This is a genomic window from Planctomycetaceae bacterium, assembly GCA_041398785.1.
Lineage (GTDB): Bacteria > Planctomycetota > Planctomycetia > Planctomycetales > Planctomycetaceae > JAWKUA01.
Genome location: JAWKUA010000019.1, coordinates 38,955 through 64,042, shown reverse-complemented (window position 1 = coordinate 64,042; position 25,088 = coordinate 38,955). Strand labels below are relative to the sequence as shown.

Genomic DNA, 25,088 nt, shown 5'->3' with positions numbered 1-25,088 from the left:
GGATTCGGAAATGCCGAATCCGGAACAGCACTCCGCGGGTGAAACACCCTGACTGGATACAGCCTGAATGCCGCTGCGTGCTGAATCGTCCGTTGCCGTCAACCTGGTAGAACACGACCAAAGGCTGCGAAGAAATCATCCAGGTCGTCGTCGAGGATGTCGCTGTTGTTGATGTCGAACAGGTTGATGTACTGGGTCTGCCCGAACAGCCAGGCGGCTCGGAAAAGACCATAGTCCAGACCGTCGACGTCCCGGTCGCCGTCGCTGTCGCCGTACAGACGGTGGAAATTGACCGTTCCGAATGTTCCCGCATCGAAAAGTGAACCGCCGGCTACTGACAGCGTGTAGTTGCCGTCCTTCAACTGGTTGTCCGACTCAACCGCGGCGCCGGCAGAAACGCCAGAACAACCGTTGTGCGGCCGTCGGCCTTGGTCGCCGATACCAGTTGCAGCCCGACGCTGCTTCCCAGAGTCGTATTCACCAGACTGAAGGCGGACGCGTCGGTAACGTCGATTTCCTGATCGATGACAACGGAGACGCCCCGAATGATGGAACGCTGACCGTTCTGCTCCGGACTGAAGTTGCGTTCTTCGTCCGCATCTTCGTTGAAGAATGTGACGCTTTGAACCGTCGCCGTGGGAGCCGGAGGTTCATCATCCAGCGTGGTGACAGTAACGATCGCCGCCGGAGTCGCCAGATATTCCGCGGCAGTCGTCGCTCCGGTGTCAACGGTGACCTGAATTTCGGAAACCTGCGCCCCGTCAGATTCCGCATCGTCAACGCCTGTAATTGTCACTGTCTGCGGGACATTCCAGTTCGTTGAGTCGAACGTCAGTTGGGTGACATCCGCGACTGCTTCGCCGGGGTCAGTACTGGTCACGGTCAGCACCACAGTGCCGACCGGCTCGGACCGCAGCGTCACGTCAAATGTTCGTGAGGTACCGGTTTCCCTGACGGTCGCAGCTCGTCGTGACGTTCGGATGAGAGCCCGGTCATTGTCGATCAGGAAGATCTGCCGGCTGGCAGCGGCGGGATTCACGGTGACGGTGCCGGCGGTCGATGCGGAATCAAGCGTCAGCCGAACAGTATCGGCTCCGCCTTCCGCGATGTCATCGTTGATCGTTACGACATCAACCTGAGCCGACAGTTCGCCGGCCGGAATAGTGATGCTTCCGGGCAGTGCAACGTAGTCACCGTCAGCCGTCGCCGTGCCGGTGATCGTGTAGTTGACGATCACATCCTGTTCGGCTTCGGCACTCAGGCTGATGACGAACCAGCCGTCGCGAGGTCCGGATTCGGCGCCATTTCGCCGCGATGTAATGCTGACGGTACCGGACTGGACGTCGGTGACGTCAACGGAATCGGTTCCGTCGACAAATGTCGCCGCCGACGCCGTGATGTCGACTGTCTGTGTGCCGTCGATCAATCCGTCGTTGACGACTGTCAGCACAAACGGAACCGATGCCTGGCCGTCTGGGATTGTCACGGTTCCGGGTCCCGGAACGGTGACTTCCGATACGTCACCGCTCAGGAGGTTCACGACCAGATCACCGGTCGTGCCGGTGTTGCGCGACACGGTTCCGGAAACCGTACCCGCGGTTTCGCTGACCGATGCGGCATCCAGTTGAACGGTCAGCGTGGCGACATCGACGTTCGTCACATCGACCGTTGCCGTCACGTCGTCGAAGTCGACAGCGGAGGCGGTGATCGTCACGGTCTGAGTTGCATCGACGATGTTGTCAGGCACACCGGTGACCGTAAACGTCGCGGAGTCCGCTCCCACACCGATCGTGACCGTATTTGTGACGATCGCTTCCGTTTCGTTGTCGCTGACCAGTGTCACGATCAATTCGGCATCCGTGTTGCCTGTCCGAGTCACGGTGCCGATTGCGGTGCCGCCGTTCTCAGAGATCGTGGTCGGATCAATCGTCACCGTCAGAACAGCTCCACCGATAACAGCCGTCACGGCATCGGCAACGGCGGGAGCGGGTTCGGAATTGCCGGCGTTGTCGTAGGCCACACTAAAGAAGTCATATGTTTTTCCCGGTTCGCCGGTGTACGACGCTTCGGTCAGCGTGGTGTTTTCCAGCCAGACTTCGAACGGCCCGCCATTGACGGAAACAAAGATCGAATAGCCGGCCAGCCCCGATCCGCTGCCGGGATCGGTCCCTGTCCATGAAACGTCAAACACGGGTTCCACAGACGACGCCGGCAGCGCCGTGACGCTGCTGACGGGCAGGTCGGCGTCCAGCGTGTGGAAGATTGGAGGCGTGTCGATGGGTTCATTGATATCGAACACAATCCGTGCTTCGGCATCGATCACATCGCCCGTCACTGCCGATGACCGGGGTTTCACCGAATAACGTGCAAAGCCTTCTCCTTCCGGTGAGGTTTCGTTCGGAGGCAGGAACCCCAGCAGCGGATCGGCAGGAATGTCACCGGTGGCGGGATCAATCGAAGTGAATTCCCAGAACGCCTCCCCGGTGGCAACGTCGATTCCGGCGACCACATCCACAAACACGCCGTGCTCCGCCGTCAGGTCAATTCGATCGGTGTAGAACGCCCGATTCGCGGGAACGTCGACGAACAGATCACCCAGTCCGAAATCGCCGACGCGGTAAGTTCGCGGGTCAAGGTCGCTGTCAAGCGTTTGAGTAATGCGGACAACCTGAGCGGGAGCCGTGGCCAGGGCGGCATCATTTTCGAATCGAATCGTGTACTCAATCGGCTGCGAAGCAGGAATCCACTGTTCCGGCCCGAAGCCATCCGGACCAAGAATATCGTTGGGGTCACGCGACACGGGAGCATCCGTGTCGTCGCAGTCGTCGGGAGGATCGTCGCTGTTGCATGGATCACATTCCGGATCCCGCCGGACGCCGAACGTCCCGGGATCCACTTCAATCGGCGTTGTAAACTCGAACGGCACGTCCCATGTCATGCCATTGCGTTCGAGTACCTTGAGACCGTAAAGCAGCGGTCCCAGCGCGTTTCCAGGTTCGAAATCGACGGCATCGGAAACCGTAAATTGCCAGTCCGCCGTAACCTTAACCGTTGCATCATCGGCACTCAGTTCCGCAGTGACACTGCCTGAAAGTCGCCGAAAATCGGCGATCTCCGGCAGGTTGCTTCCAGCCGAAGTTCCCCACGATCCCACACCGCCGGCAAGCACACCGATCGGGCCGACGAACACGAACCTCCACTTGCTGTTGTTGCCGCGATCACCGGAATAGAGGCCTGAGCCGACCGAGACGTAATCCGAAACATTACCGGCCGGCAGATTGTAGAGTTGCTGGACGGTATATGTGCGAGTGTGCGCCTCGTCACAATCAAATTCCCGCATCCAGTCAGGATCACTTTGAATTGCCGTAACCGCCGCCTGCATGGCGCTGTCCCAGCCGCTGCGGGCCTGAAGTTCCAGTTCCGCCTTCATTCCGTTGTTCAATCCGAAGCCCTGTGTCCCGACCGGACCAAGTGCATCGAAGTATCTCATATACAGCGCCAACGAAATCGGATCGCCGCCGGACACTCCGGAAACCATGATCAGCGTGGCATATCGCTGCTGGAACCAGAGTGTAAACAGCCCCATGCCGGTGAAGAATCCCTGGCTTCGCGCTGCCTGATATTTGTCCCAGCACGTGCCAATGTCAGGGACAAATCCCGGACCGCGAAAAGCGATATACAGGTTGGTCAGACGTTCGACTGTTTCGATGAACCAGTCCGGGATCGCTCCGGCAGCCGCCTCATCGCCGGCGGCCTGTAGCGAAGGTGTCTGCTGTCCAGGAAGTGTCAGGATGATGTCGTCGAGCACCAGTTCGCCGGAAGCAGGTACGTCAACGGCCGCGACCACAAGCGGTGAATACCCTTCAGCCAGAACCACCAGATCGTAGTTTCCGGCGGCAAGTGACGGGAACAGGTACGTACCGGCGTCAACGGTGGCCGCCACCGGCGGCAGATTTCGTCCGTCATTCGCGATTGCCGCGATTGTGAAATCGAGGCTGGCGCCGGCGTCAGACACGACGGTACCGCGTACGTCTGTTCCGGGAGCGAACAGAATTGCTGAAAGGCGAGTCGCCAGTGGTTCGGACGTGTCGAGGTCAGCCACGACTCTGCCGTAGCCGGCAAGCTCAGCAACCACGACGTAGGTGCCCTCGGGAAGATTCTCGAAGGTCACACGGTCATCGGCATCAAGTATACCACGACTCAGCAGGATCCCGTTGCGGTACAAGAGAATGTCTGCGTCTGTCACCGGACCGCCGTCTGATGCGGCGATGTCCAGTACGACGTCCACGGGTGCTGAGGGCGCCAGCTCGACATCCTGAATCACGGTGGAACCGCCCGCCAGAGTGTATGTCGTGGGGAACGACTGGGTGAACTGTCCTAACTGAACGGTCAGCTGATAGTCGCCGTCTTCGAGTCCGGGCAGCGAAAACGTTCCGTCCTCATATCCGACCGCAGCAAAACCGACGTCAGTCCCGACCTGCACCGCCAGAATTCGCCACGGTTCCGACAGGCTTCTAATGGCATCCAGATGCACGGTGCCGCTGATGGAGTTGCTCAGGCTGGCCCAAACCGCTGTGACCTCGGGCTGTAAAAGCTGCGAGACGGTTACGGACGCGTTACCGGGAAGGACGATCCTGTCCGCATTCCGGACTGCAACGGGCAGGACTTCACCCCAGGTCGTTCCGGTCTGCAGAATGAGCTGCTGGAAGATCGCATCCCATTCAGCATCAGGAATATCCTGCGGCCGCAGTTCTGCTTCAATCGCCGCCCAGTCGAATGCTTCTGCAGAGTCCTTGCCGACGCGGTCAACAAACGCCGTATAGCTCTGTGTGAAGCTATCGCTGGAAGTGTAGAACGTTCGTGAAAAAGCGTCACCGGGGATCAAGATTCCCTGAGGCCCTTCCGGCCTGCTGGCGATAAACGTAAATCGAGTACCGTACGACGTATCTCCCGGAGCTGAACCGAATGGAGCGGTATTGCCGACAGTCAGTAGCGGCACGGTAATGTCGTTGATCGAATCGTTGCCCCATCGGACATCGAACGAATATGCGGCCCCGCGACGGACTCGCGAAGGCGCGTCGATCGTCGGACGGATCGGAGCCGACGGCAACTGGTCAACAACCTGCAGCGAGTCAGGCACCGTCACTGACGTTGACGCATCCTTTTCAACGACAACGTCGTATTGTCCCGCAGGAAGTCCCGCAAGGTTAAACGTCGCGTACATCTGTAGCGAACTGATGTAATAGTGCGTTTCCGCGGGAACCGTGATTCCGGCACCGTTGGTCAGCGACACTGTTGTATTCTGATCAAAGCGGGCACCGTGGATCTCGATTGTCCGGTTCCCCGAATTCCCGCCGCGCCCGAAGTCAGTCGTGAAGACATCAAACGCCAGCAACTCCGCCGTAATATCAAACGCCGGAGCCCCGGAGGCGCTGTTGCCATAGACCATAATAAAATATGTGCCGGACTCTGACGCGGGCAGAATCGCACGCTGATCCGGCTGGAATGGTTCGATTCCGCCGAAGTCGAAGTCGCTGCGGGTGGGGACTCGGTCGAAGGCCACGTACAGTTCGCTGAAACCGTCCGTTGCGGCACTGTCGAACAGCACCGAAAGCGTTTCTCCCGCAGGGACGTCGACCTTGTAGTACACGGACTGGCCGGTTCCCAGGCTGCCGGAACTGGCGGTGCCCAGCGTCAGTTCCTCAAAATCCACCGCCGTCGTGTTCAGCGACGCGGACAGATTGTTGGTTTCGTCGGATTCCGGAATGTTGTTCAGGATGTCGCTTCGGATAATGACGTGATAGTCACCGGGAACCACACCTGGCAGCGGAGCCGTCAGGTCCCGCGTATAACTGTTGCCGCTTGTGACGTTGGCCGTCACCACGACTCGCCCCAGCAGCGGATCCGTCACGTCCCAGTGATCGTCGGCCGAAATGTACAGAGAATCGGTCCACGTACCATTCGCGGCGTTCGTTCCCTGGTTTTCGACGGTGTAGCTGACGGTCACATCCTTGCCGGGCACCGCGTCGGAAGGAAGTGTGAGCAGACCGGCGACCAGGTCAGCCGGCGGAGTAAGTGACACTTCCATGGCCAGCGGATCCTGACCGACATTATTGGCTTCGGCACCGCGTTCATAGATTCGCTGATTGCTGTCCGCGGCGACAAACACGTAGTACGGTCCGGACAGACCATTGGGAATGTTCAGTGTCGCCGTCTGAGTATATTGTTCGCCGGCGGCCAGTGCAGCCGGGCGGTTGGCAAACCCGATGTAGGTGTCCGTGGTTCGGTCAAAGATCTGGTCCAGCGACAAGTACACTGCGTCGTACCAGGTTCCGTTTGCCGCACCGCCGCCGATGTTTTCGACAGTCCAGTTCAGAGTGATCGGCTGCCCGCTGAATGCGACCGGCGGAGCGTCAACGTCGGTCACGGCAAGATCGGCAACCGGGCTCAGCGAGATCGCCGTCACAGCGGTGGCCGCCAGGTCGTTGTTGCCTTCCTGCAGATCCTCAATCACGACGTTGTTTGTGTCCGTGCGGACAATGACGTAAAGATCGCCGGACAGGTCAATCGGCAGAGTAAACGTCCGGGATGCCGTGTATTGCTGCCCGCCGTCAAGCGCGTTGGAATGGAAAACGCTTCCGAGCGAAACATCGTCGCCGGAAATCGTCTGATCCGCCGACAGAAAGACTTCGTCGTGCCAGTATGTGGAATTGGTCCTTGCAGCGCCGAAGTTTTCGACAGTCCAGCCAACCGTGATCGCCTGGCCGGAATCCGCCGTTGCAGGAGCGGTCACTGCTGTTGGACGCAGGTCCGCCGTTGTCCGTGTGATTTCCACAGGCAGCCCCAGAACGTTGTTGCCCTCCTGGCTCTCAAAGACAGCATTGGCGGCGTCGGTCTTAACGAATACCCGATAGCTGCCGCCGGGGACTGACGCCGGAATCTGCAGCGTGTGGCCGGAGACCGTGTAGGTCTCCAGTACGTCAAGTGCTCCGGAATGCGTGAGCTGCGACAACTGCAGATCATCGCCGTCTCCGAAGGTTACGTTGGAGGACAGATAGACGCGATCAACCCAGTTGGACTGCGTGGTGATCCCGGTTCCCTGGTTCTGAACTTCCCATTGCAGCAGCAGCGATCCGCCGGCTTCCGCCGTCGACGGTCCACCGGCAGCCGCCGGATCGACCACGCTGACAACAACCAGATCTGCCGGACGCAATTCCACAGTCATCGGCGTTGCGGCGGACAGGATGTTGTTGGCGTTATCCAGCTCGAACACCAGGTCCGTGAAGTCGGTCGCGATGAATACATAGAAGTCGTTGTTCAGGCCGTTGGGCAGGGTCGCGATGAACGATTCTGTGTAGCCTTCACCGATATCCAGAGCTCCGAAGTGCGTCCTGGAGGCAATCTGAGTGTCGGTGGCGGCGTCGAAGATGTCGTCGGTTGACAGGAAAATCCGGTCCTGCCATGACGAATTCGGTGTCAGGGTGGAGCCCAGGTTTTCCACGGTGTAGTCAACACTGATGGTATGGCCGGCAAGAGCCGTCGCCGGTGCCACGATGTCAGTGACGACCAGATCCGGAGGAGGCGTCAGACTGACCGTTGTTGGTGTGGCGTCAAAGCCGGTGTTGTTTGCTTCGAAGACATGTTCAAAGACCTGGTTGAACGCGTCCGTCTGCACGATGAAATAGAAGTCGCCGCTGACGCCGACTGGCAGGGTGACGGTTGAATTGGCCGTATAACCGTCCAGTGCTGCAAGGACCCCGGAATGGCCGGTTGTGCCCAGCAACTGGTCGGAAGCGTCCAGAGTTGTGTCGGTCGACATATAGATTCGGTCCGACCACGAACCGGAGCGAGTCGAACCGGACCCGAGGTTTTCCACGGTCCAGGTCAGGTTGATCGGCTGGCCGCTGAACACTGTACCGGGAGCATTCACGTTGGTGACCTGCAGATCCGGCGGTGGTGTCAGCATCACATCGGTAGGACCTCCGGCGGTGATATTGTCGCCTTCATTCTCGAACTCAAACACCTGGCCGTAGATGTCCGTCCGCACGATGAAGTAGTAGCTGTCGTCAATCCCTTCCGGCAGCGTGACCAGGCGGCTGTTGAGATAGCTGTCGCCCGGTACCAGAAAGCTGGGATTGACGGCCGTGCCGAGAAACAGGTCGCTGGCGTCGTAGAACGCATCCGTTGACAGGTAAATCGCATCGGACCAGGACGGCGAATTCGTCGAGCCTGTCCCCGTGTTCTCGACAACCCACTGAATGACCGTCTGCTGTCCCGAAAACGCGGTCGGCGGAGTTGTCACGCTGGCGACCTGAAGATTCGGGAACGGCTGCAGTTCGATGGCGATGGCCGCGTCGTCGCTGGTGATGTTGTTTGACTCACCGGCCTGGCCTTCAAAAACCTGGCCGAATTCGTCCGTCCGAATGATGACAAAATAGTCACCTTCAATCGTGGCAGGCAGCGTAATTGTCTGAGTACGCGTGACTGAACCTCCGGCAGGAATGTCGCCGGTGAATTCGAATCGTCCGAAGAACTGGTCGCCGCCGAGGAATTCGTCCGTCGAAAGGAAGATGTCGTCGCTGAACGTGCCGGAGAAGTCGCTGGTTCCCTGGTTCGAAATCGTCCAGGAGATCGGGATCTGCTGACCGGAAAGCGCTTCGACGGGAGCCGTAATGTCGCTGACGACCAGATCCGGCAGCGGCGGCAGAGTCAGGTTGATCGCATGGGAACCGACGTTATCACCTTCATTGGATTCCGGCTGCTGGTTGTTGACGTCAGTCTTGACCAACAGGAAGTAGCCGCCGGCAACAGAAGCCACATTCAGCGGCAGCGTAAGGGACTCAGTCCGCGTGTAGCTGTCATTCGCGCCGTTGATGGCGTCCAGCGGCCCCAGAGTTCCGCCGTTCTGAGGAATGGTTGCCAGGACGGTGTCGCTGGCGTCCAGGACGGAGTCTGTCGACAGGAAGATTCGGTCCACCCAGTGTTCCAGGGCCGGGTCGGAACCGATGTTGCGAACGGTGTAGGTGAAGTCGATCACATCACCGAACTCCGCGGCTGCCGGAGCGGCAATCGTATTTAGCACGTCCAGGTTGGGAGACTGCAGCGTCAACTGTCGGCTGAAGGTATCACCCGCTTCACCGCCGGTTCCGTTGTTGTTCTGATCCATCAGATTGCCGGCCAGATCGGTGATGTTGGGACCGATCACCATGACGTAGACACCGGCCGTGCTTTGACCGTTGAACGTCACTGTCAGTTCGGATCCGGAAACGGAAACCCCGGTGACGGAAGACAGCAGATTGCCGCCGGGACCGTTGAAGGAAAGGACGTCGGCGGTGGAAACGCTGGCCGGATCGATGCCTTCGTTGAAGACAAACGTCAACTGGCTGAACGGAGCCGATGCCTGAATCCCCGGCGTTGTCGACACCACGCGCGGACCGGTTTGGTCAACCACAAAGCTGCCGGCGAATTCCGTGTTTCCGGTCCCCTGAAGGTCGCTGACTGAACCTGCGCTGATGGTGTAATCGTAGGTGTCTTCGGTGTTCGGGACGGTGATGCTGAATCGAACCGTGTTGCCGGCCAGCAACTGCACGGAATCGACGGTGACCGAACCGTTGGCAAAGACCAGATCGGTGACGTCAAGCGAATTCGCCAGCAGTGCTTCGGAAAACGTCACATCGAGAAACGCGGGAGCGCTTCCGACACTGGCTGCGTCGGCCGGACTGGTGCTGACCACGGAAGGCGCTTCGTCCGGCAGCGGATCGCCGGTGCGAATTGCAGTGATGGAATATTCGCCGACGCCGATTCCATCGAGCTGCAGGGTGAAGTTCCCGCCGGCTCCTGCCGGAACGGTGTAGACAAATCTTGCATTGCGGCCGTCCGGCAGGCTGTTGTCATCCTGTGCGACGACAAGGCCTGCTGCATTCACCAGCCGCAGAAACGGGTCGAACGAATTGTGGAATTCACCGGTGCCGTCGCCGGGAGTCGACGTTACGGCTTCCAGCACATCGCCGTCGGCGAGCTGAATCTGGTAGATGTCTGCCAGGTCGCCGGACGTGACCAGGTTGTCGAGATTCGCGGTGTCGCCTCCCAGACCGGATGCAAGGATGTAGCTGATGTCGGCATCCGGCCGGGTAATCGTCAGCGTCTGAGGATTACCGGCTGTGGTATTGAACCCGTGCACTTCCTCCAGCAGTGTTCCGTCAGCCGCATAGGCGCGCAGGATTCCGGGGTCGATCGAATCGTCGCCGATTACGTCAATCGACACCGATCGAGTCGGATTGTCGAAGTCGACCCGCAGGAAGCTGCTGCTGGAGTTGAAGAACGTGTTGGTATCCTGCGCAAAGACTCGCGAACCCGTGGACGCCAGACTGGATGTCTGCGTTCTCGCGATGGCTCCCGTGGGAGTCACGCCGTTGCTGCCGACAATTGTCAGCGTGGCACCCGCGAAGGCGTTCGTCAGATCTGTTCCGGGTGGAAAATCATCCGGATCGATCAGCAGCGCTGACGTCTCGCGAGCACCCAGGACGGACGCTGTAAACGTTCCGGGGCCGCCGATCTGCAGAAGCGGCTGAGCATCCGCGACGACGTTGTTGGGTTCCAGTTCGAACTGTGCGTTGCGAGTCACGACCAGCGTGTACGCGATTCCCGCACCGGCGCGGACGCGTGCCTGATAGTTACCGGGCGGAGATGCCGTGTAGCCGTCGATGACGCTGCGGAATATGCTCGAATCCAGTTCACCGACCGTCCCGAGTGTCAACGGATTGCCGGATGGATCGAACAGTTCCAGTTCCAGCCCGGCGTCCTCCGCGGACAGGAACAGACTGGCCGTTTCGCCCGACGCCAGCGAAAAGCTGAAGAAGTCGTCATCGGCGCCACCGGTTCCGGCAACCGCCATGCGATCACGTCCCGGGGCAGCAAACAGAATCGCGGAGCCGTTGATGTTCTGAGCCTGGCCCGCGGTGTCGTTCGGTTCCGCGTCAATGTGGGCGTTCAGCACGGCCGTAAAGGAATACGTCGCAACGGAATTCAGTGTTGTTGCCGTATTGCGAATGCGATAGGTGCCGTCTGACGGAATCGCGACGTCCTGCAGGAACACTGCTTCTCCGGCTGCGGCGGCGGTGGCCGATCCAATGACGGCATCGGTCGCGTCCAGAAGTTCCACGGTCGCCACCAGGTCCGGATCCGTTACTGACAGAGACACGGACAGCGTCTGTCCTCCCTGCAGGTCAACGGAAAATGTGTCTTCGTCATTCACAGCATGGAATACACCCGACGTGTCCGCTGACTGATAGACCAGCGATCCCAGCGGTACCAGCGGCACAAACGGAGTGGCCAGCGCGGCAAGAACGTTGTCGGCGGTGAAGTCGATGCTGAACGGAGCCAGCGGGTTGTCGACGACGTCACGGAACGCGTCCGCGCCTTCGATCAGTGTCAGCGTGTATTCACCTTCCGGCAGGTCGCCGTAATCAAGCGTCAGGACACTGGTTACTGCGTCGTACACGAAACTCACGGGTACCAGCGACGCTCCCGAAAGCGTGTCATCCAGCAGCACATCCTCCGGCCCGAGATTCAGAGTGCTGAGTTCTTCGTTGAACGTGATTTCGACGACAGTGCTGCCGGAAGCAATCACGTCGTTCGGTGCCAGCGGAGTGCCGTTGACGCTGATGCCGGTCACTGACGGATTCGTCGCGTCCAGCAGAAATGTCGACGAGAACGGGGCATTGCCGTTGCCTGCGGCGTCGAGCACATCCCCGGCAGCGATCTGAATGACGTAAGTCCCGTCGGGGCCGGACAGTCCGGTGAGATCGAACTCGAAGGTGTTTCCATCAATCACCGTCACACCAGCGGGTGTGTAGGTACCGCCGCCGGGAATCTGAATCGTCACGTCACTGGCCGTCAGCGACGACAACAGGACAACCTTCGAGAAATCGAGAGTCGCGGTGGCAGGTGTGGACGTCACCACGGTACCGTCGACCGGTGTCACAGCGGTGGCCTGCATGGCCGCCGGAGCGCCGGTAGCTCCGCTGACGTTCAGCACGTACGATCCCGATCCGGTCACGCCCTCAATCAGAACGATGTATCGGCCGGTTTCAGTAGCTGTATACGACAGCAATGCATTGCGGCCGTCCGCGGCGGAATTATCATCTGTCGCCAGCGAAACCGGCAGATTGATGCCGTCGTCGAAAAACAGCTCGATCTGCGGATCAAGATTGTTGGCGGGTTCACCGCTGCCATCGCCGGGAGTAAATGTTTCAAGGAACAGCGTGTCGCCGGCCACTGCTTCGAAGCTGTAATAATCGTCGCCCAGTGGATATTCCAGCGTCAGGGTCAGGGTCGGATTGCCACTGAGGTTGTCGACTGCCGACGATGGAACGAACGTGAATGTCGCCGAACTGTCACTAAGCAGTTCCGTCAACGTGGCCAGCGGGATCGTCAACTGAAGCTGCACCGGGCTGTCCTGCAAACCGCCGACGACAAACAGATCCTGCGCCAGCAGGCCTTCGGCATTAAATGACAGGAACTCGCTGGTGGCATCCAGGTCGGCGTTGACATCAATCGTCAGGATTGCGTCCCCGCCGGGGGACGGCAGGTTATTGAATGTGTAGTCCAGCGTATTCGGCCAGAAGACGGTGTTCTGTGTCTCGCTGACGGAAAACAGCTCTCCCCCCGCACCGCCGGATAGCGCGCCGAGAACCCGATTGGCGGCGGAAATGTCCTGCGCTTCGAACGTTTCGTTATTGGCTTCCAGGTCAAAGGCCGCGCCGCGCGTGACAACCAGGGAGTATGCGTCAGGCTCACTGCCGGTGACGCGAGCGTAGAATGTCCCGCCGGTCAAAGAAACGAAATCGGGAATTGCCTGATCGGCATTTGTCGGATCAGACGCTCCCACCGCGATGACGTTTCCGGCGGAATCCAGCAATTCAAGAGTTGCGATCGCGGTGTCACTGCTGACCACCAGCGATGTCGGTTCGTTCGGATTGACGGAAAAGCTGTAGACATCCGATTCGACGGCACCACCGACAGCCGCCAGCGCGGCGACGGAACCGAAAGCTTCGATGTAGATGTCGTAGATGCCGGTGCTGCCGGGGCTACCACTGCCTTCGACGTTCGGATTGTAGCCGGTGTTACTCAGGTCACTGACGCCGATGTAAAACGTCTCCGGAACTTCCCCGAAGAAGGAATACTCCAGGTAGGAATCCAGAGTTCCTCCGGCCGGGTCGTCGTCGTTGCTGTCAAGTTCATTGCCGAAGGCATCAAATAACCGAATATAGCTGTCGATGCCGCTGCCGAGCACCTGGGCGTCGATATCGATCAGCAGCGTGTCGCCGGGAAACAGCGTGACTTCGTAAATGTCGACATCCAGTCCTGCCGAGATATTCAGGTTGTCGCCGATATTGGCAGAAAGGAAGAAGCTGCTGAACGACCCGACGATACCCGTTGGCACAGCCTCTGCGAACGTATCGTTTGGTTCGCCGGGATTGTTCGGCGGCGATACAATTTCTGCGGGTTCGGGACCAAACCGTCCGGTCACCGCCAGCCGATCGGCGGTACCTGCGCCGGGCAGCGACACCGTTGACGCGTCAATCAGGATTGCACTGGCAATGTCGTCATTGGAATTAAGCAGCGCAAAGGGTTCTTCTTCAATCTGCGAGTTCAACAGAGTTCGCAGACGGTAGCCTCCGTTTCCGGCGCTATTGGAAACCTGCAGCGTGTAAATACCGGCGCTGGCGACGGCGATATTCTGCAGAAAGACGGCTTCCCCGGCGGCCAGCGCTGCGGACGTGGCAACCGGCGTTCCGGTCGAATCCAGCAGCGTGATTTCGCTGACGACCGACGGATCGCTCACCCACAGAGCGGCGCTGAGCGTCTGGTCGGGGTCAAGGTCGACCGTCCATTCGTCGACATCGGAGAGCGGATGGAAGGCGCCGGAAACGTCCTGTCCGAAGACCAGCGATCCGCGCGGATTCCGCGGAACGAGCGGCACCGGCAGTGCTTCGCTGACAATGTCCGTAAAGAAGCGGAACGTGAAGTCGGTACCGCCGTCCAGCGGATTGCCGACAAGGTCCCGGAACGCAAAGCTGTCCAGCGTCAGAGTCAGGTCGCCTTCCGGAAGTCCTGGAGCGTCGTAGGTTGCGGACAGCGTCGTCCCGCCGGGATCCACGGAAATTGACGTCGGCAGAAATGTAATTCCCGTGACGGCATCGTACAGCGGAGCTTCGAACACGGACGGGAAGGAATTCAGGACCGGCTCACTGAAGTCGATTTCCAGAGTCAGAGCACCGACATCGATGACATCACCATCAACGATCACGCTGGAATTGGCTCGGACTTCGGCCACGGTCGGCGGAGTCGCGTCGACAAAGATCGTGGTCGAAAACGCGGCCAGCGGTTCTCCCGAAATGCTGTCGACGGTACCGGGTGCGATATCGATGACGTAAGCGCCTTCGCCGATGTCGAGACCGGTCAGGTCGAAGTCAACCGTATCGCCGTCAATCACCAGCAGTCCGGCGGGATTGACTGTCGATCCGCCGGGCTGAGTGATCACGATGTCCGTCAGTTGCAGCGTCGCCAGCAGCGGAGCCTGACTGAAATCCAGTGTCAGTCGCGACGGCAGTGCCGCGAATGCTTCGCCGTCGAGCGGGTCGACAGCCGTGGCTTCAAACGGAATTCCCGCGACCGCGCCGGGAATGCTGCTGTCCACGGCTAATCCGTATTCACCGGCTGCGCTGCCGCTGGCTCGAACAACGATCTCGTACCGACCAGGCGTTGACACAGAAACGGTCAACGCCGCGTTACGGCCGTCGACACCGCTGTTGTCGTCAAAGCCGATCGACGTGCCGGACGGATCAAAAAGTTCGATCGACGGATTCATGTCGTTCCGGAATTCGCCGGGACCGTCTCCCGGAGTTGTCGTTGACAGCGTCAGCGTTGTGGCGGATGTCACGTCGATGGTGTACCGGTCCACGGACGCCGTTGACGCTCCGGCAAAGTTCACGGCAGCGGCGATTTCATCGGGCGTCATTCCCGTCAGAGCGTCACCCTGCAAATTTGCCAGACCAGCGGCGGTCGAGGCGGCGATTGCGGAGTCCGGATCCTGGACTCCGAAGTGCATGATGATCTGCGTTTCGCCGGGCTGCAGCTGCAGGTTCCATTCATACGCAATCCCGTCAGCTCCGGACCGGAATGCAAAGTCCGGACGCACGCCGCCGGGCGCGGAAATCACGTGAGCAACCGCGGAGTCGCCTCCATTGGCAACGTTGTCGTCGGTAACGATCCAGTCGTCGTCAGTATCGAACAGCGTGTCGCCACTGGATGTCGAAACCACGCGAGTGTCCGCGTCCGAACCCAGATTCGTGAAGATCTGAATGAACTGGTTGACGGGGAAGGTGCCCGTGTTTGTGAAGATTTCCAGGAAGCGAGTGAAGCCCTCGGTGTCCGAAACATAAATCTTGCGGTGAGCCTCAATGTTTCCGCTGAACTGCGGTCCAATCACAATTTCGCGGCCGCCGTCTTCGGTCGATGCCGGATTTCCAAAACCGAACGGCGAAGAATTGAAGGCGCCGTCAAACGCATTGTTGCTGCCGTCCAGGACGTAACCGCTGCCCTGAATGTCCCATTGAGCACCGCTTCCGTCGACCAGTGCGGTTCCCAGAGGCAAAGTGATGCCGGTTCCCGCCGGGACGTCGATTTCGCCGATTCCGGCGTATCCCAGAACCTGCCCGCTGCCGCCAATCGGCTGAGCGTCGCCGGAGACTTGTTCGATTCCGAATGTGGCACCTCGGGTCACGACCAGTGAGTAGCGAGCGTCCGGTGTAATTCCGGTCAGATGGACGAAGTATGTTCCGCCGGTCGGCGACACGAAGTCCACGATCGAGCCGGTGACGTTCTCAGCGCCGGCCACGCTGTACGTCAGGATATTGCCCGAGGCGTCGGTCAGGGTTGCGATGCCGTCGAACGTTTCGGAAGCCATCACGATCGTCACGGGCACCCCTGCAGCAGCCGTAAACGAATAGACGTCGGGTCCGGCAACCGAATCCGAGATTCCCACGACCGCCAGTCGATCGGCGGTGCCACTTACCGCAACGGCGCTGGCGTCGATGTTTTCGGCCTGCGCAAGCGTGTCGTTCGGGACGGTACCTTCGGTGGCGGCTTCGAGTTCGACATGGGCGTTCAGAAAGACGTCGACGTCGTATATCCCGGCGCCCGCAAGGCCGGTTGCTCGTACGGTGTACGTGCCCGCAACCGTCGGCGTAAAAGTCTGAATCAGCACGCCTTCGCCAGCCGCAGCGGCGGACGACGTCGCGACCGATCCGCCGCCGGGTGCGATCAGGTCCACGGACGCCTGGATGCTCAGATCGTCGGGAGTCAACACGACGGTAATCGTCTGTCCCGGATCAACGTCGATGGTGAAGTTGTCGACGTCTCCGACCGCATCGAAGAAACCCGTGACCGGCGGATCATAGATCAGAGACCCCAGCGGCAGCTTGGCTTCCAGCGGTGTTGGAAACGGCGTGTCGGAACCGAAGTCGGCAGCAAACGACAGCACAAAATCGCCGCCGGCCGTACCATCGCTGTCACCGTCCAGCAGATTGCCGGCACGGTCGCGGGCTCCATCGGCCGCGCTGCGAATCGAGAAGTCGTAAAGGCCTTCGGGCAGGTCGTCGTAGGTCAGAGTCAGCGTGATTCCGCTCGGGTCCAGCACGCCGGAGGATGGAATGAAGCCTGTTCCGAACGACAGGTTATTCAAAGCGACGTCTTCCGGTCCGATGTCGGAATCGGCCATCGGTTCGGAGAACGTGATCACAAATGTGTTCGCTCCCGTTTCGATCGGTGAACCTCCCGGCAAAGCCGTCCCGTTGGCGGTGACGGAGGCCACCGTGGGCGCCACCGTGTCGAACTGAAACGTCGCGGAAATCGGCAAATTCGCCGCACCTTCGATCGATGACAGCGCTCCTCCGGCGATGCTTAGCGAATACGTTCCGTCGCCGACGTTCAGCGTCGAGAGATCGAATTCGATCGTATCTCCGTCGATGATCGAAACGCCGGCCGCCGGACTGATTGTGCCCAGCGGATCGGTCACCTGCAGGTCGCTCGCAGTCAGGGTCGAGAACAGCAGGGGCTCCGAAAAATCGAAACGGACCGTCGCCGGGTAAACAGGGACGGAATCTCCGTCTGCCGGAGCCACCGCCATTCCATCCAGAGTCGGCACGGCAGCGGCCGTGGCCCCGACAACGCTGAGCGTATAGTCCCCCGAACCGGTCCCCTGAACCACCGCGCGGTACGTGCCGCCTTCGCTGGCTGGAACGGTGTAGTTGATCAGCGAGTTTCGACCGTCGCCGCCACTGTTGTCGTCAAACGCAACTTCGACAGGCGGATTGATGCCGTCTTCGAAGAACAGCCGAACCGACGGATCGAGCAGGTTCACAGGTTCGCCGGCACCACCGCCCGGCGTCGTTGTCGACAGCGTTAGTGTGTCGCCGGCAACAGCTTCGAAGGAGTAGTGATCGTCGCCGAGAGGATACTCCAGAGTGACGGTCAGGTACGGACTGCCGCCCAGGTTGTTGACAGACGATGAAGGTGTGAATGTGAACGTGATCGCGTTGTCACTGAGCAACTGACTTAGCGTTTCCAGCGGAATCGTCAGTTGTGTCTGGACGGGAACCATCTGCAGCCCGCCGTTGACGAACAAGTTCTGAGCGAGCAAGCCTTCGGCGTTGAATGCCAGAAATTCCGATGTCAGGTCCAGGTCCGCATTCGCATCGATAGTCAGTGTGGCGTCGCCTCCGGCGTTGGGAAGACCGGAAAACGTGTACGTCAATGTATTCGGGGTGTAGACGTTCGTCTGCGTCTGGCTGTCGGTGAAGACCTCGCCGCCACCTCCGGCTCCCGCCGATCCGCCGAGTTCCCCGACGACTCCGAACGTCCCGTTGATGTCCTGAGCATCTGCCGCAGCATTATTCGGTTCCAGATCGAAGCTGATGCCGCGTGTTACGACCAGGCCGTAGTTTTCGAAAGCCGCGGCCGAATCGACCCGCGCGAAGTACGTCCCAGTCGACGGAGCGATAAAGCCGGTAATTGATTCGTTCGCGTTGGTGGCTCCCGCGATTCCGGCAGCCAGTTGAACTCCGCTGCTGTCGAACAGTGCGACGGCCGCAGTTCCGCCGTCGCTGGCCAGAACCAGGTCCGTCGACTCACCGGCAGTCAGCGTGAAACTGAAGAAATCGGCGTCGGCACTGTCGATTTCGCCATTCACCGCCAGTCGTGACGCCGTACCGGCCAGCGAAATCGAACTGCCGTCGATGTCCTGGCCCGTGGCGATCGTGTTGTTCGAAACTCCGGTGAAGCCCTCTTCTTCCCCGGCGGAATTCAGCAGGACATCCAGATCGTAGTTGCCGGTCCCCGCAAGACTGGTGACTTCGATCCGGTAGGTGCCTGAGCTGCTGACGGAAACCGTTTGCAAAAACGCCGGTTCGCCGACTGCCGGGGCGTCGAAGACTCCCAGAGATGCGTTCGACGGATCGAAGATTTCAATCCGAGACTGCAGCGTGCCGCTGGACGGAAACAACGCGGCAGACAGCACCTGGTCGGCATCCAGATCGAACGTGAACTGATCCGTCTCGTTCACCGCGGCAAAGTCAGCGGAAACGGAATCCTGGTAGGCCAGCGATCCCAGTGGCTCCAGACCTTCAAACGTCAGCAGGACGCGGTCTTCCAGATGCTCAATCTGACCGCTACCACCAGCGCCGCCGGATGACTTTCGGTTTCGACGTCCTCGAAACCGATTTGCCAGCACAGAACCGTTCCGAACGTGGCGTGAGAAGGCAGCGAGCCAATGTGTCAGCAGCACGGGGAGACTCCTTGGGAAGCACCCACCCGCCCTGGAGAACAGGGCAGGTTAGTTTGAATAGACAGGCCCTCGATCTCGTCAACTGGCGGCTTTAGATAGGATTTCCCCCCATACTTCAAGTGATCGACCACTGTACTGCGGCCGATTTTTACGCGATGTTCTCCGCAGTCTCATGTCCGAGTCCGGCAGTGTGCAGCCGTGACGCGCGAGTGTGCCGGATTTCAGAATCCGCACACAAGAAAAGTGCGGCATCGCTCAATGCCATGCAGGAGCGGAGCTGACCGCGATATTTCGAAAACCGGTGCCTGCCCGGCAAAGTCGCGCTGCGAAACGGATCTGAACGCAATTGCCGCACCGACTGATTCCCATCCGCCGCGGGGGCTTTTTCGCGAACATTTTTCGGCACGATCGTGTTAGAATGCAGCTCCGGGCCCGAATTCCCTCCCGATCCTGCCGCGAAACATAAACCTGCGGTCTTCCGGCAGATCGATAGACCTGCATTGAATGGCTCGACCGTGAACACGTCAGACTGTCCCCGCCCCGAACACCTTGTGCGGTATGTCGCAGGCAAAGGCACCGCGGCCGAACAGGAACGGCTTTCCCGGCACCTTCGCACATGCGACTCGTGTTCTCGTGCCGTCAGTGAGTTGTCATCCTCGCCGAACACCGGACAGCAGCCACTGCCCGAGCGGGCTCTGCTGTCTGACGGCTCCGGAAAGTCGACCGAGCGATCAGCGGCGACGCAGTTTCAGCACCGAATTCCCGATCAGGTCAGCCCCGGTCAGAGGCTGGGGCAGTACGAGCTGCTGTCGGTGATCGGCCGCGGCGGAATGGGAGTTGTGCTGAAAGCCAGGCATGTCAGGCTGGACCGTATCGTCGCTTTGAAGGTCCTGTCGTCGGCCGTCGTTCAGAATGAAGAGATGTTGAAACGGTTTGATCGGGAAATGCAGGCCGTCGCACGTCTTGACCATAAGCACATCGTCCGGGCATTCGACGCGGACGAGATTGACGGTGTCCACTTCATGGTCATGGAATTCGTCGATGGCATCGATCTCTCCGCGCTCACGCGCAGACGAGGCCCGCTGCCGGTTCCGGATGCCTGCGAACTGGTTCGCCAGGCAGCCACCGGACTGCAGCACGTGTTCGAAAACGGGATGGTGCATCGCGACCTGAAGCCGGGAAATCTGATGCTGACCGTCGCCGGACAGGTCAAGATCCTCGATCTGGGTCTGGCACTGCTGCACGCGACTGCCGTCGACGGAAAGGAACTGACCGCGACGGGACAATTGCTCGGCACGATCGACTACATGTCTCCGGAGCAGGCTGACAACACTCACGCGGTCGACATCCGAACCGACATCTACAGTCTGGGAGCCACGCTGTTCGCCCTGATGGTGGGACACGGGCCGTTCGGAGGCAGGAAGTACAAGTCTCAGTTTCGAAAGATCGCCGCGCTGGCAACGCAGCCGGCGCCTTCGCTGCTGGAGTTTCGCAATGACGTGTCGCCGGATCTTGCCGCCGTTGTGGCAAACCTGCTGGAACATGAGGCCGACGAACGCACTCAGACACCCGCCGAAATCGTCGCCGCAGCGACTCCGTTCTGTCACGGTGCCGATCCGCGGGTTTTGATTGCCGACGCGATGTCCCGATCCGGGATTTCCGCTGACGATTGGGCTCCGATTTCCATCTCGTTCAGCATGGAAGAATCGTCCTCGCTGCTGGCACCGAGCCAACAAACCACCCGGAGCGTGCGGCCTGCGGCACTTCCCACCGTGTCTCTGCAGGACGTTTCCGCAACGGACCCGCATCCGCAGGTCGCAGGGCGTCAGGCTGCGACGGCAGTCATCGATCCACCGTTCGCCACCGTCAATTCCCCGCGACGGTCATTCAGGTCCCGGATCGCGCGCCCGGCCGCCGTCGCGGTGATCGCCGTCCTGGTTGCGATGGCGGCATGGAACTCCGTGAAGGATCACTTCCGGCCCCATATCACCGGAAGCAGCGATTCGGGCGTTGCTGACGGCACGCAGCCACCAAACGTCCACGTGCCGAGAGCGACACAGCCTGCGGCGGACGAGACTGTAGTCGCTGCCATCACAGACGACGCTGTTCGTCGCATCCGCGATTCTTCACCCGACGCCGCCGATTTGCAGGATGTTTGTCATCTGCTGCAGGCCAGCGCCGATCCCACAGTTCGAACGGCCATCATTCATCAGGTCGCGGCTGCGGGCGTCGATCCGCAGCGACTCGTCGATCAGTTGAACCGACCGCAGACTCCGTCAGTCCGCGCGGCGCTGGTGATGGCTCTCGGTGAATACGACACCGATACGCTGCCCGCCGAACTTCGCGGCACGCTGACGCCCGCACTTCTGGAATGGTTCCAGTCGGAAAACGATCCCGCGCTGCATTCGGCCGTGGAATGGCTGCTGCGTCGCTGGGGCGCCGCGGACGAAGTGCAGTCGCTGCTGCCGATCCTTAGGCGCAAATCAATTCCGCGCGACAGCGGCTGGTACGTCACGAGCCAGGGCCAGACGATGGTCGTCATCCCGGGGCCGGTGACGTTTACAATGGGGTCGCCGGACGACGAAGCGGACCGCGTTACAAACAAGCCGCTGCAGGACGAAACACTGCACCAGGAAACAATTCCCTATTCGTTTGCGATCTCCACCAAAGAAGTCAGCAGGCAACAGTTTTTTGATCTGCGGCCGGAACACTGGAAATCAGAACCCGCGAATCAGCCTGATCTGCCCCACAATAACTGCCAGTGGGACGCCGCTGCCTGGCACTGCAATCGTCTCAGCGAACTGGATGGTATTCCCAGTGAACAATGGTGCTACATCTCCATTCACAACAGCAACGGCCGGATGGAAGCCAGGTCGAATGCCCTTGAATTGACCGGTTATCGCCTTCCCACCGACATCGAATGGGAAATGGCCTGCCGCGCAGGAACACTGACGGCTCAGCCGTTCGGGCACGATCGGTCAATGCTTCGGCACTACGCTTTTGGCGCCATCGAAGCTCACGGAATCGTCCAGATCCCGGGCCTTCGCAAGCCCAACGATCTGGGCCTGTTCGATATGCTCGGAAACATCTCCGAATGGATCCACGATACGGTGACAAAACCGTCGGGAGAACGTGCCAGACGACTTCGCGGCGGCTCCGTCTGGACACCGGCAAACGGCCTGCGATCCGCCGCGCGATATCACTACGACGTCGGCTTCACCAACGAACGTGCCGGTTTCCGAGTCGCCCGCACAATCGTCTCCCCGCCGTGATTCTCGCACTTCGCAGCCTGCGCACTTCGTCGTCCGCAGGACGGGAGTCCCGGTTCGATCAGTATTCCAGCCGCTCGCCGGACGCACTCGATACGCGGCGTGTCCGCAAACGCTGCAAAGACGTCACCGGCTGTGCGGCAGTTGATTGATATCACGGATTGCATTTGTTCGGCGACAGGGAAACAATCAACCATTGCCGCGTCCAGCCCTTCGAAGACCGCATTTCGAAAACCGTGCTCCGGGAGCCGTTGACATGAAAATGCTGTGCCTGCTGTCTGGATACTTGCTGACGTCATCCGTCGTCGCGATTGCCGGCACGACGCTTGATGATCCGAAAACCGTGCTGAAGGAACACGGTGTCCGGGTGCTCGGCAGCACGCTGACCATGGAGGACGAAGGCGAGTTCCGGTCGCAGGTCGCGAAGGCCGCAAAGGTCAAACGCGCCATGCACGAAGCGGCAAAGAAACTGGCGATTGCCGAACTGCAGATCCTGGAGATGGAACAGAATCTGGCGGCACTGACGGCGGCCAACATCCAGATCAACGCTCAACTGACCAACACCGATCCAAACAGCAACGCGGCGCTTTACAATCAACTGGTCGGCGCCAACAACGCAAACGTCGGCAGCATCAAACTTCGCCAGCAGCAGCTTCAGGCGGGAAGGAAGGAGATTGAACAGATCCGGGCCGCCGCCAACCAGGCTCAGGAGGACTTCATTCAATACGTCCTGGAAACTCGCGCCCTCGCGAATGCCGTTGAAGAAAAACGTCAGAAGGCCGCTCAGAATGAAGCCGCTCAGGCGGCTGTTCGGGAACTCAACTCCGCCGACGACAGGGAATACACGCTCGACAAGCCGTCGCGAGCATTCTCGCAGGCGCTGCAGAAACTGGAAGATCTGGAAGCGATGGTGCTGTCGGAGGACATCGCCATTCGAGCCGACCCCGGTGGCACGGGTCGCGTGTCTGTTGTCGTCAACGGAGAGGACGCGATCGAGATGGTGATCGACTCCGGCGCCAGCATCATCACGCTCCCCGCCGATGCGGCCGCGAAACTGAATGTCGTCCCCGGACCGGGCGACCCGCCCATCACACTGGTTTTGGCGGACGGAAGCCAGATCACGGGAACACGAGTAAAGCTGAAGACGGTGCGAGTCGGTCAGTTCGAAGTTCCGGATGTCGATTGCGCTGTGCTTGGACGAGACGCGATCAATGCCGATCCGCTGCTGGGGATGAGCTTCCTGAAGAACTTCGAGTTCCGCATCAATTCCGCCGAACGCACGCTGACACTGACGCACATCGAAGAAGGCACTTCGTCCGACAAGGACCGGCGCCGGTAACGCGATTCCGCCCCGCACCGACATCCGCGCGGTCTGCGTTCAACATGTCCGTACCGTTCGCCGCGACGGGCACTGCGACTTCGGTAACACGTATCGCCGGGTCTGATCCGCACGAAATCGGGTTCAGCAGCGCCGCCGCAAATCGCGATTGCGATCCGTCACCGGTTGCTGACTTCCAATCCGCCGAGCGTCCGGCAGAAACATGTGCCCCCGACGTCCGCGCGGGCTACTTCTGCAGCACCAGCTTGTTGTTTTTCGTGCGAAACAGTCGGTAGACATCGTTCCCGTGCCGGATCAGCACCTGATTCCGGCCGCGCAGCAGGTCTTCTGACAGGACGATTTCCTGCGATTCCGGTTTGTCCGGTCGTTGACCGGTCGAGTGCAATTCCTGGCTACGCGGATCCGGCGTCATAGACGTGCATTCGATGTAAGAGTCTTCCTGGAGGAACGTTGCGGCAGTCATTCCCGTGTCCGGGAAGTCTTCGTTCGCGGAATTGCATTCGGGAACAACGCCGCTACGATAGTGATATTGAGACTCAGTCGCAATACATCGCGGTGCAGTCTGTTACCAAATCTCTACTTTTCGCCAGCCAGCCCGTTTGGAGCAAGCCAGCATCTTTCCGCGTCAGCCCGTGCGCTCGACGCCAGACAGAAAGGCTTTCCATCGTGGCTCGGAAATCTCTCAAGCGTGGCTTTACACTGATCGAACTTCTGGTGGTGATCGCCATTATCGCGATCCTGATTTCGCTCCTGCTGCCCGCTGTGCAGCAAGCTCGCGAGGCAGCTCGGCGCATTCAGTGCAAGAACAACCTGAAACAGATCGGGCTGGCATTGCACAACTACCTGGACGTGCACAGCGCGTTTCCTCCGTCGTTCGTGTCCGACATTTCAACGCTGAACACGACCGGCGGCGAGTGGTCCGTCCAGGCGCGAATCCTGCCATATCTGGAGCAGGCAAACCTTTACAGCGCGGCAAGTCTGGAGCTTCCGTACCAGCACCCTGCCAACGGCAATATCGCGACACAGCGAATCGCCGCGTACCTGTGCCCGTCGGAACCCAACGATCGCGCTCGCACGGATAGTAGCTCCGGTCAAAAGGTTCACTATCCGCTGACGTACGGCTTCAACGGCGGAACCTGGCGTGTCTGGACGAACGCCACTCACCAGCAGGGCGATGGCGCGTTCGCGCCCAATTCGCGATTTCGGCCGGCCGATTTCACGGATGGAATGAGTAACACGCTTTGCTTTTCCGAGGTCAAGGCCTTCACGGCCTATAACCGCGATGGCGACACCGGCACGGCGGCGATTCCGACGACCGCCACGGATGTCGAATCACTGGTCGCCGCCGGAGGAAGCAGCAAGGCCGACAGCGGCCACACGGAATGGGTCGACGGCAGAGTTCATCAGACGGGGTTCACTGTCACGCTTGGCCCGAATGCAAAGATGACGGTGCCGGGCGGGAACCGGCCGAACGAGGGTGACTTTACCTCCTGCCGCGAAGATGCCGGCTGCAGCGGTCCAACGTTTGCCGCGGTGACATCCGAAGCTGGCACGTCGGAGCGGTCCAGTCTCTGCTGATGGACGGCTCGGCCCGAAGCGTCAGCGAGAACATCGATCTGACGCTTTGGCGGCA

At 60.0% G+C, this 25,088-nt stretch carries 6 protein-coding genes; 3 read left to right on the top strand and 3 right to left on the bottom strand.

Annotation, left to right across the window (positions count from 1 at the left end; genetic code table 11):
* Positions 1 to 98: 98 nt before the first annotated feature.
* Positions 99 to 362: a hypothetical protein gene (locus R3C19_20175; GenBank protein MEZ6062668.1), complete on the bottom strand. Its 264-nt coding sequence runs from the start codon at positions 360 to 362 to the stop codon at positions 99 to 101.
* Positions 359 to 18,847, bottom strand: coding sequence for a CARDB domain-containing protein (locus R3C19_20170; GenBank protein ID MEZ6062667.1), 18,489 nt, complete (start codon positions 18,845 to 18,847; stop codon positions 359 to 361). The genes R3C19_20175 and R3C19_20170 overlap by 4 nt, the downstream gene beginning before the upstream one ends.
* 515 nt (positions 18,848 to 19,362) lie before the next feature.
* Here R3C19_20170 and R3C19_20165 point away from each other — a divergent pair.
* Positions 19,363 to 22,119 (top strand): bifunctional serine/threonine-protein kinase/formylglycine-generating enzyme family protein, encoded by a 2,757-nt coding sequence (locus R3C19_20165; protein ID MEZ6062666.1) that lies wholly within the window; start codon positions 19,363 to 19,365, stop codon positions 22,117 to 22,119.
* A gap of 253 nt (positions 22,120 to 22,372) precedes the next feature.
* Positions 22,373 to 23,455, top strand: a complete 1,083-nt coding sequence (locus R3C19_20160; GenBank protein MEZ6062665.1) for a retropepsin-like aspartic protease — start codon at positions 22,373 to 22,375, stop codon at positions 23,453 to 23,455.
* Between the two features lie 226 nt (positions 23,456 to 23,681).
* Here the strand turns inward: R3C19_20160 and hemP are convergent, their stop codons facing one another.
* Positions 23,682 to 23,918, bottom strand: a complete 237-nt coding sequence (gene hemP, locus R3C19_20155; protein ID MEZ6062664.1) for a hemin uptake protein HemP — start codon at positions 23,916 to 23,918, stop codon at positions 23,682 to 23,684.
* 203 nt (positions 23,919 to 24,121) lie between these two features.
* On the opposite strand from hemP, the gene R3C19_20150 reads away from it, so the two are divergent.
* Entirely contained in the window at positions 24,122 to 25,033 is a 912-nt protein-coding gene (locus R3C19_20150) for a DUF1559 domain-containing protein (protein ID MEZ6062663.1), read from the top strand.
* Positions 25,034 to 25,088 lie beyond the last annotated feature (55 nt).

What these genes read in the sequence shown, in the direction of transcription:
- R3C19_20160 (MEZ6062665.1), top strand. Translation starts at nt 22,373, where the DNA reads ATGAAAATGCTGTGCCTGCTGTCTGGATACTTGCTGACGTCATCCGTC.
- hemP (MEZ6062664.1), bottom strand. Translation starts at nt 23,918, where the DNA reads ATGACTGCCGCAACGTTCCTCCAGGAAGACTCTTACATCGAATGCACG.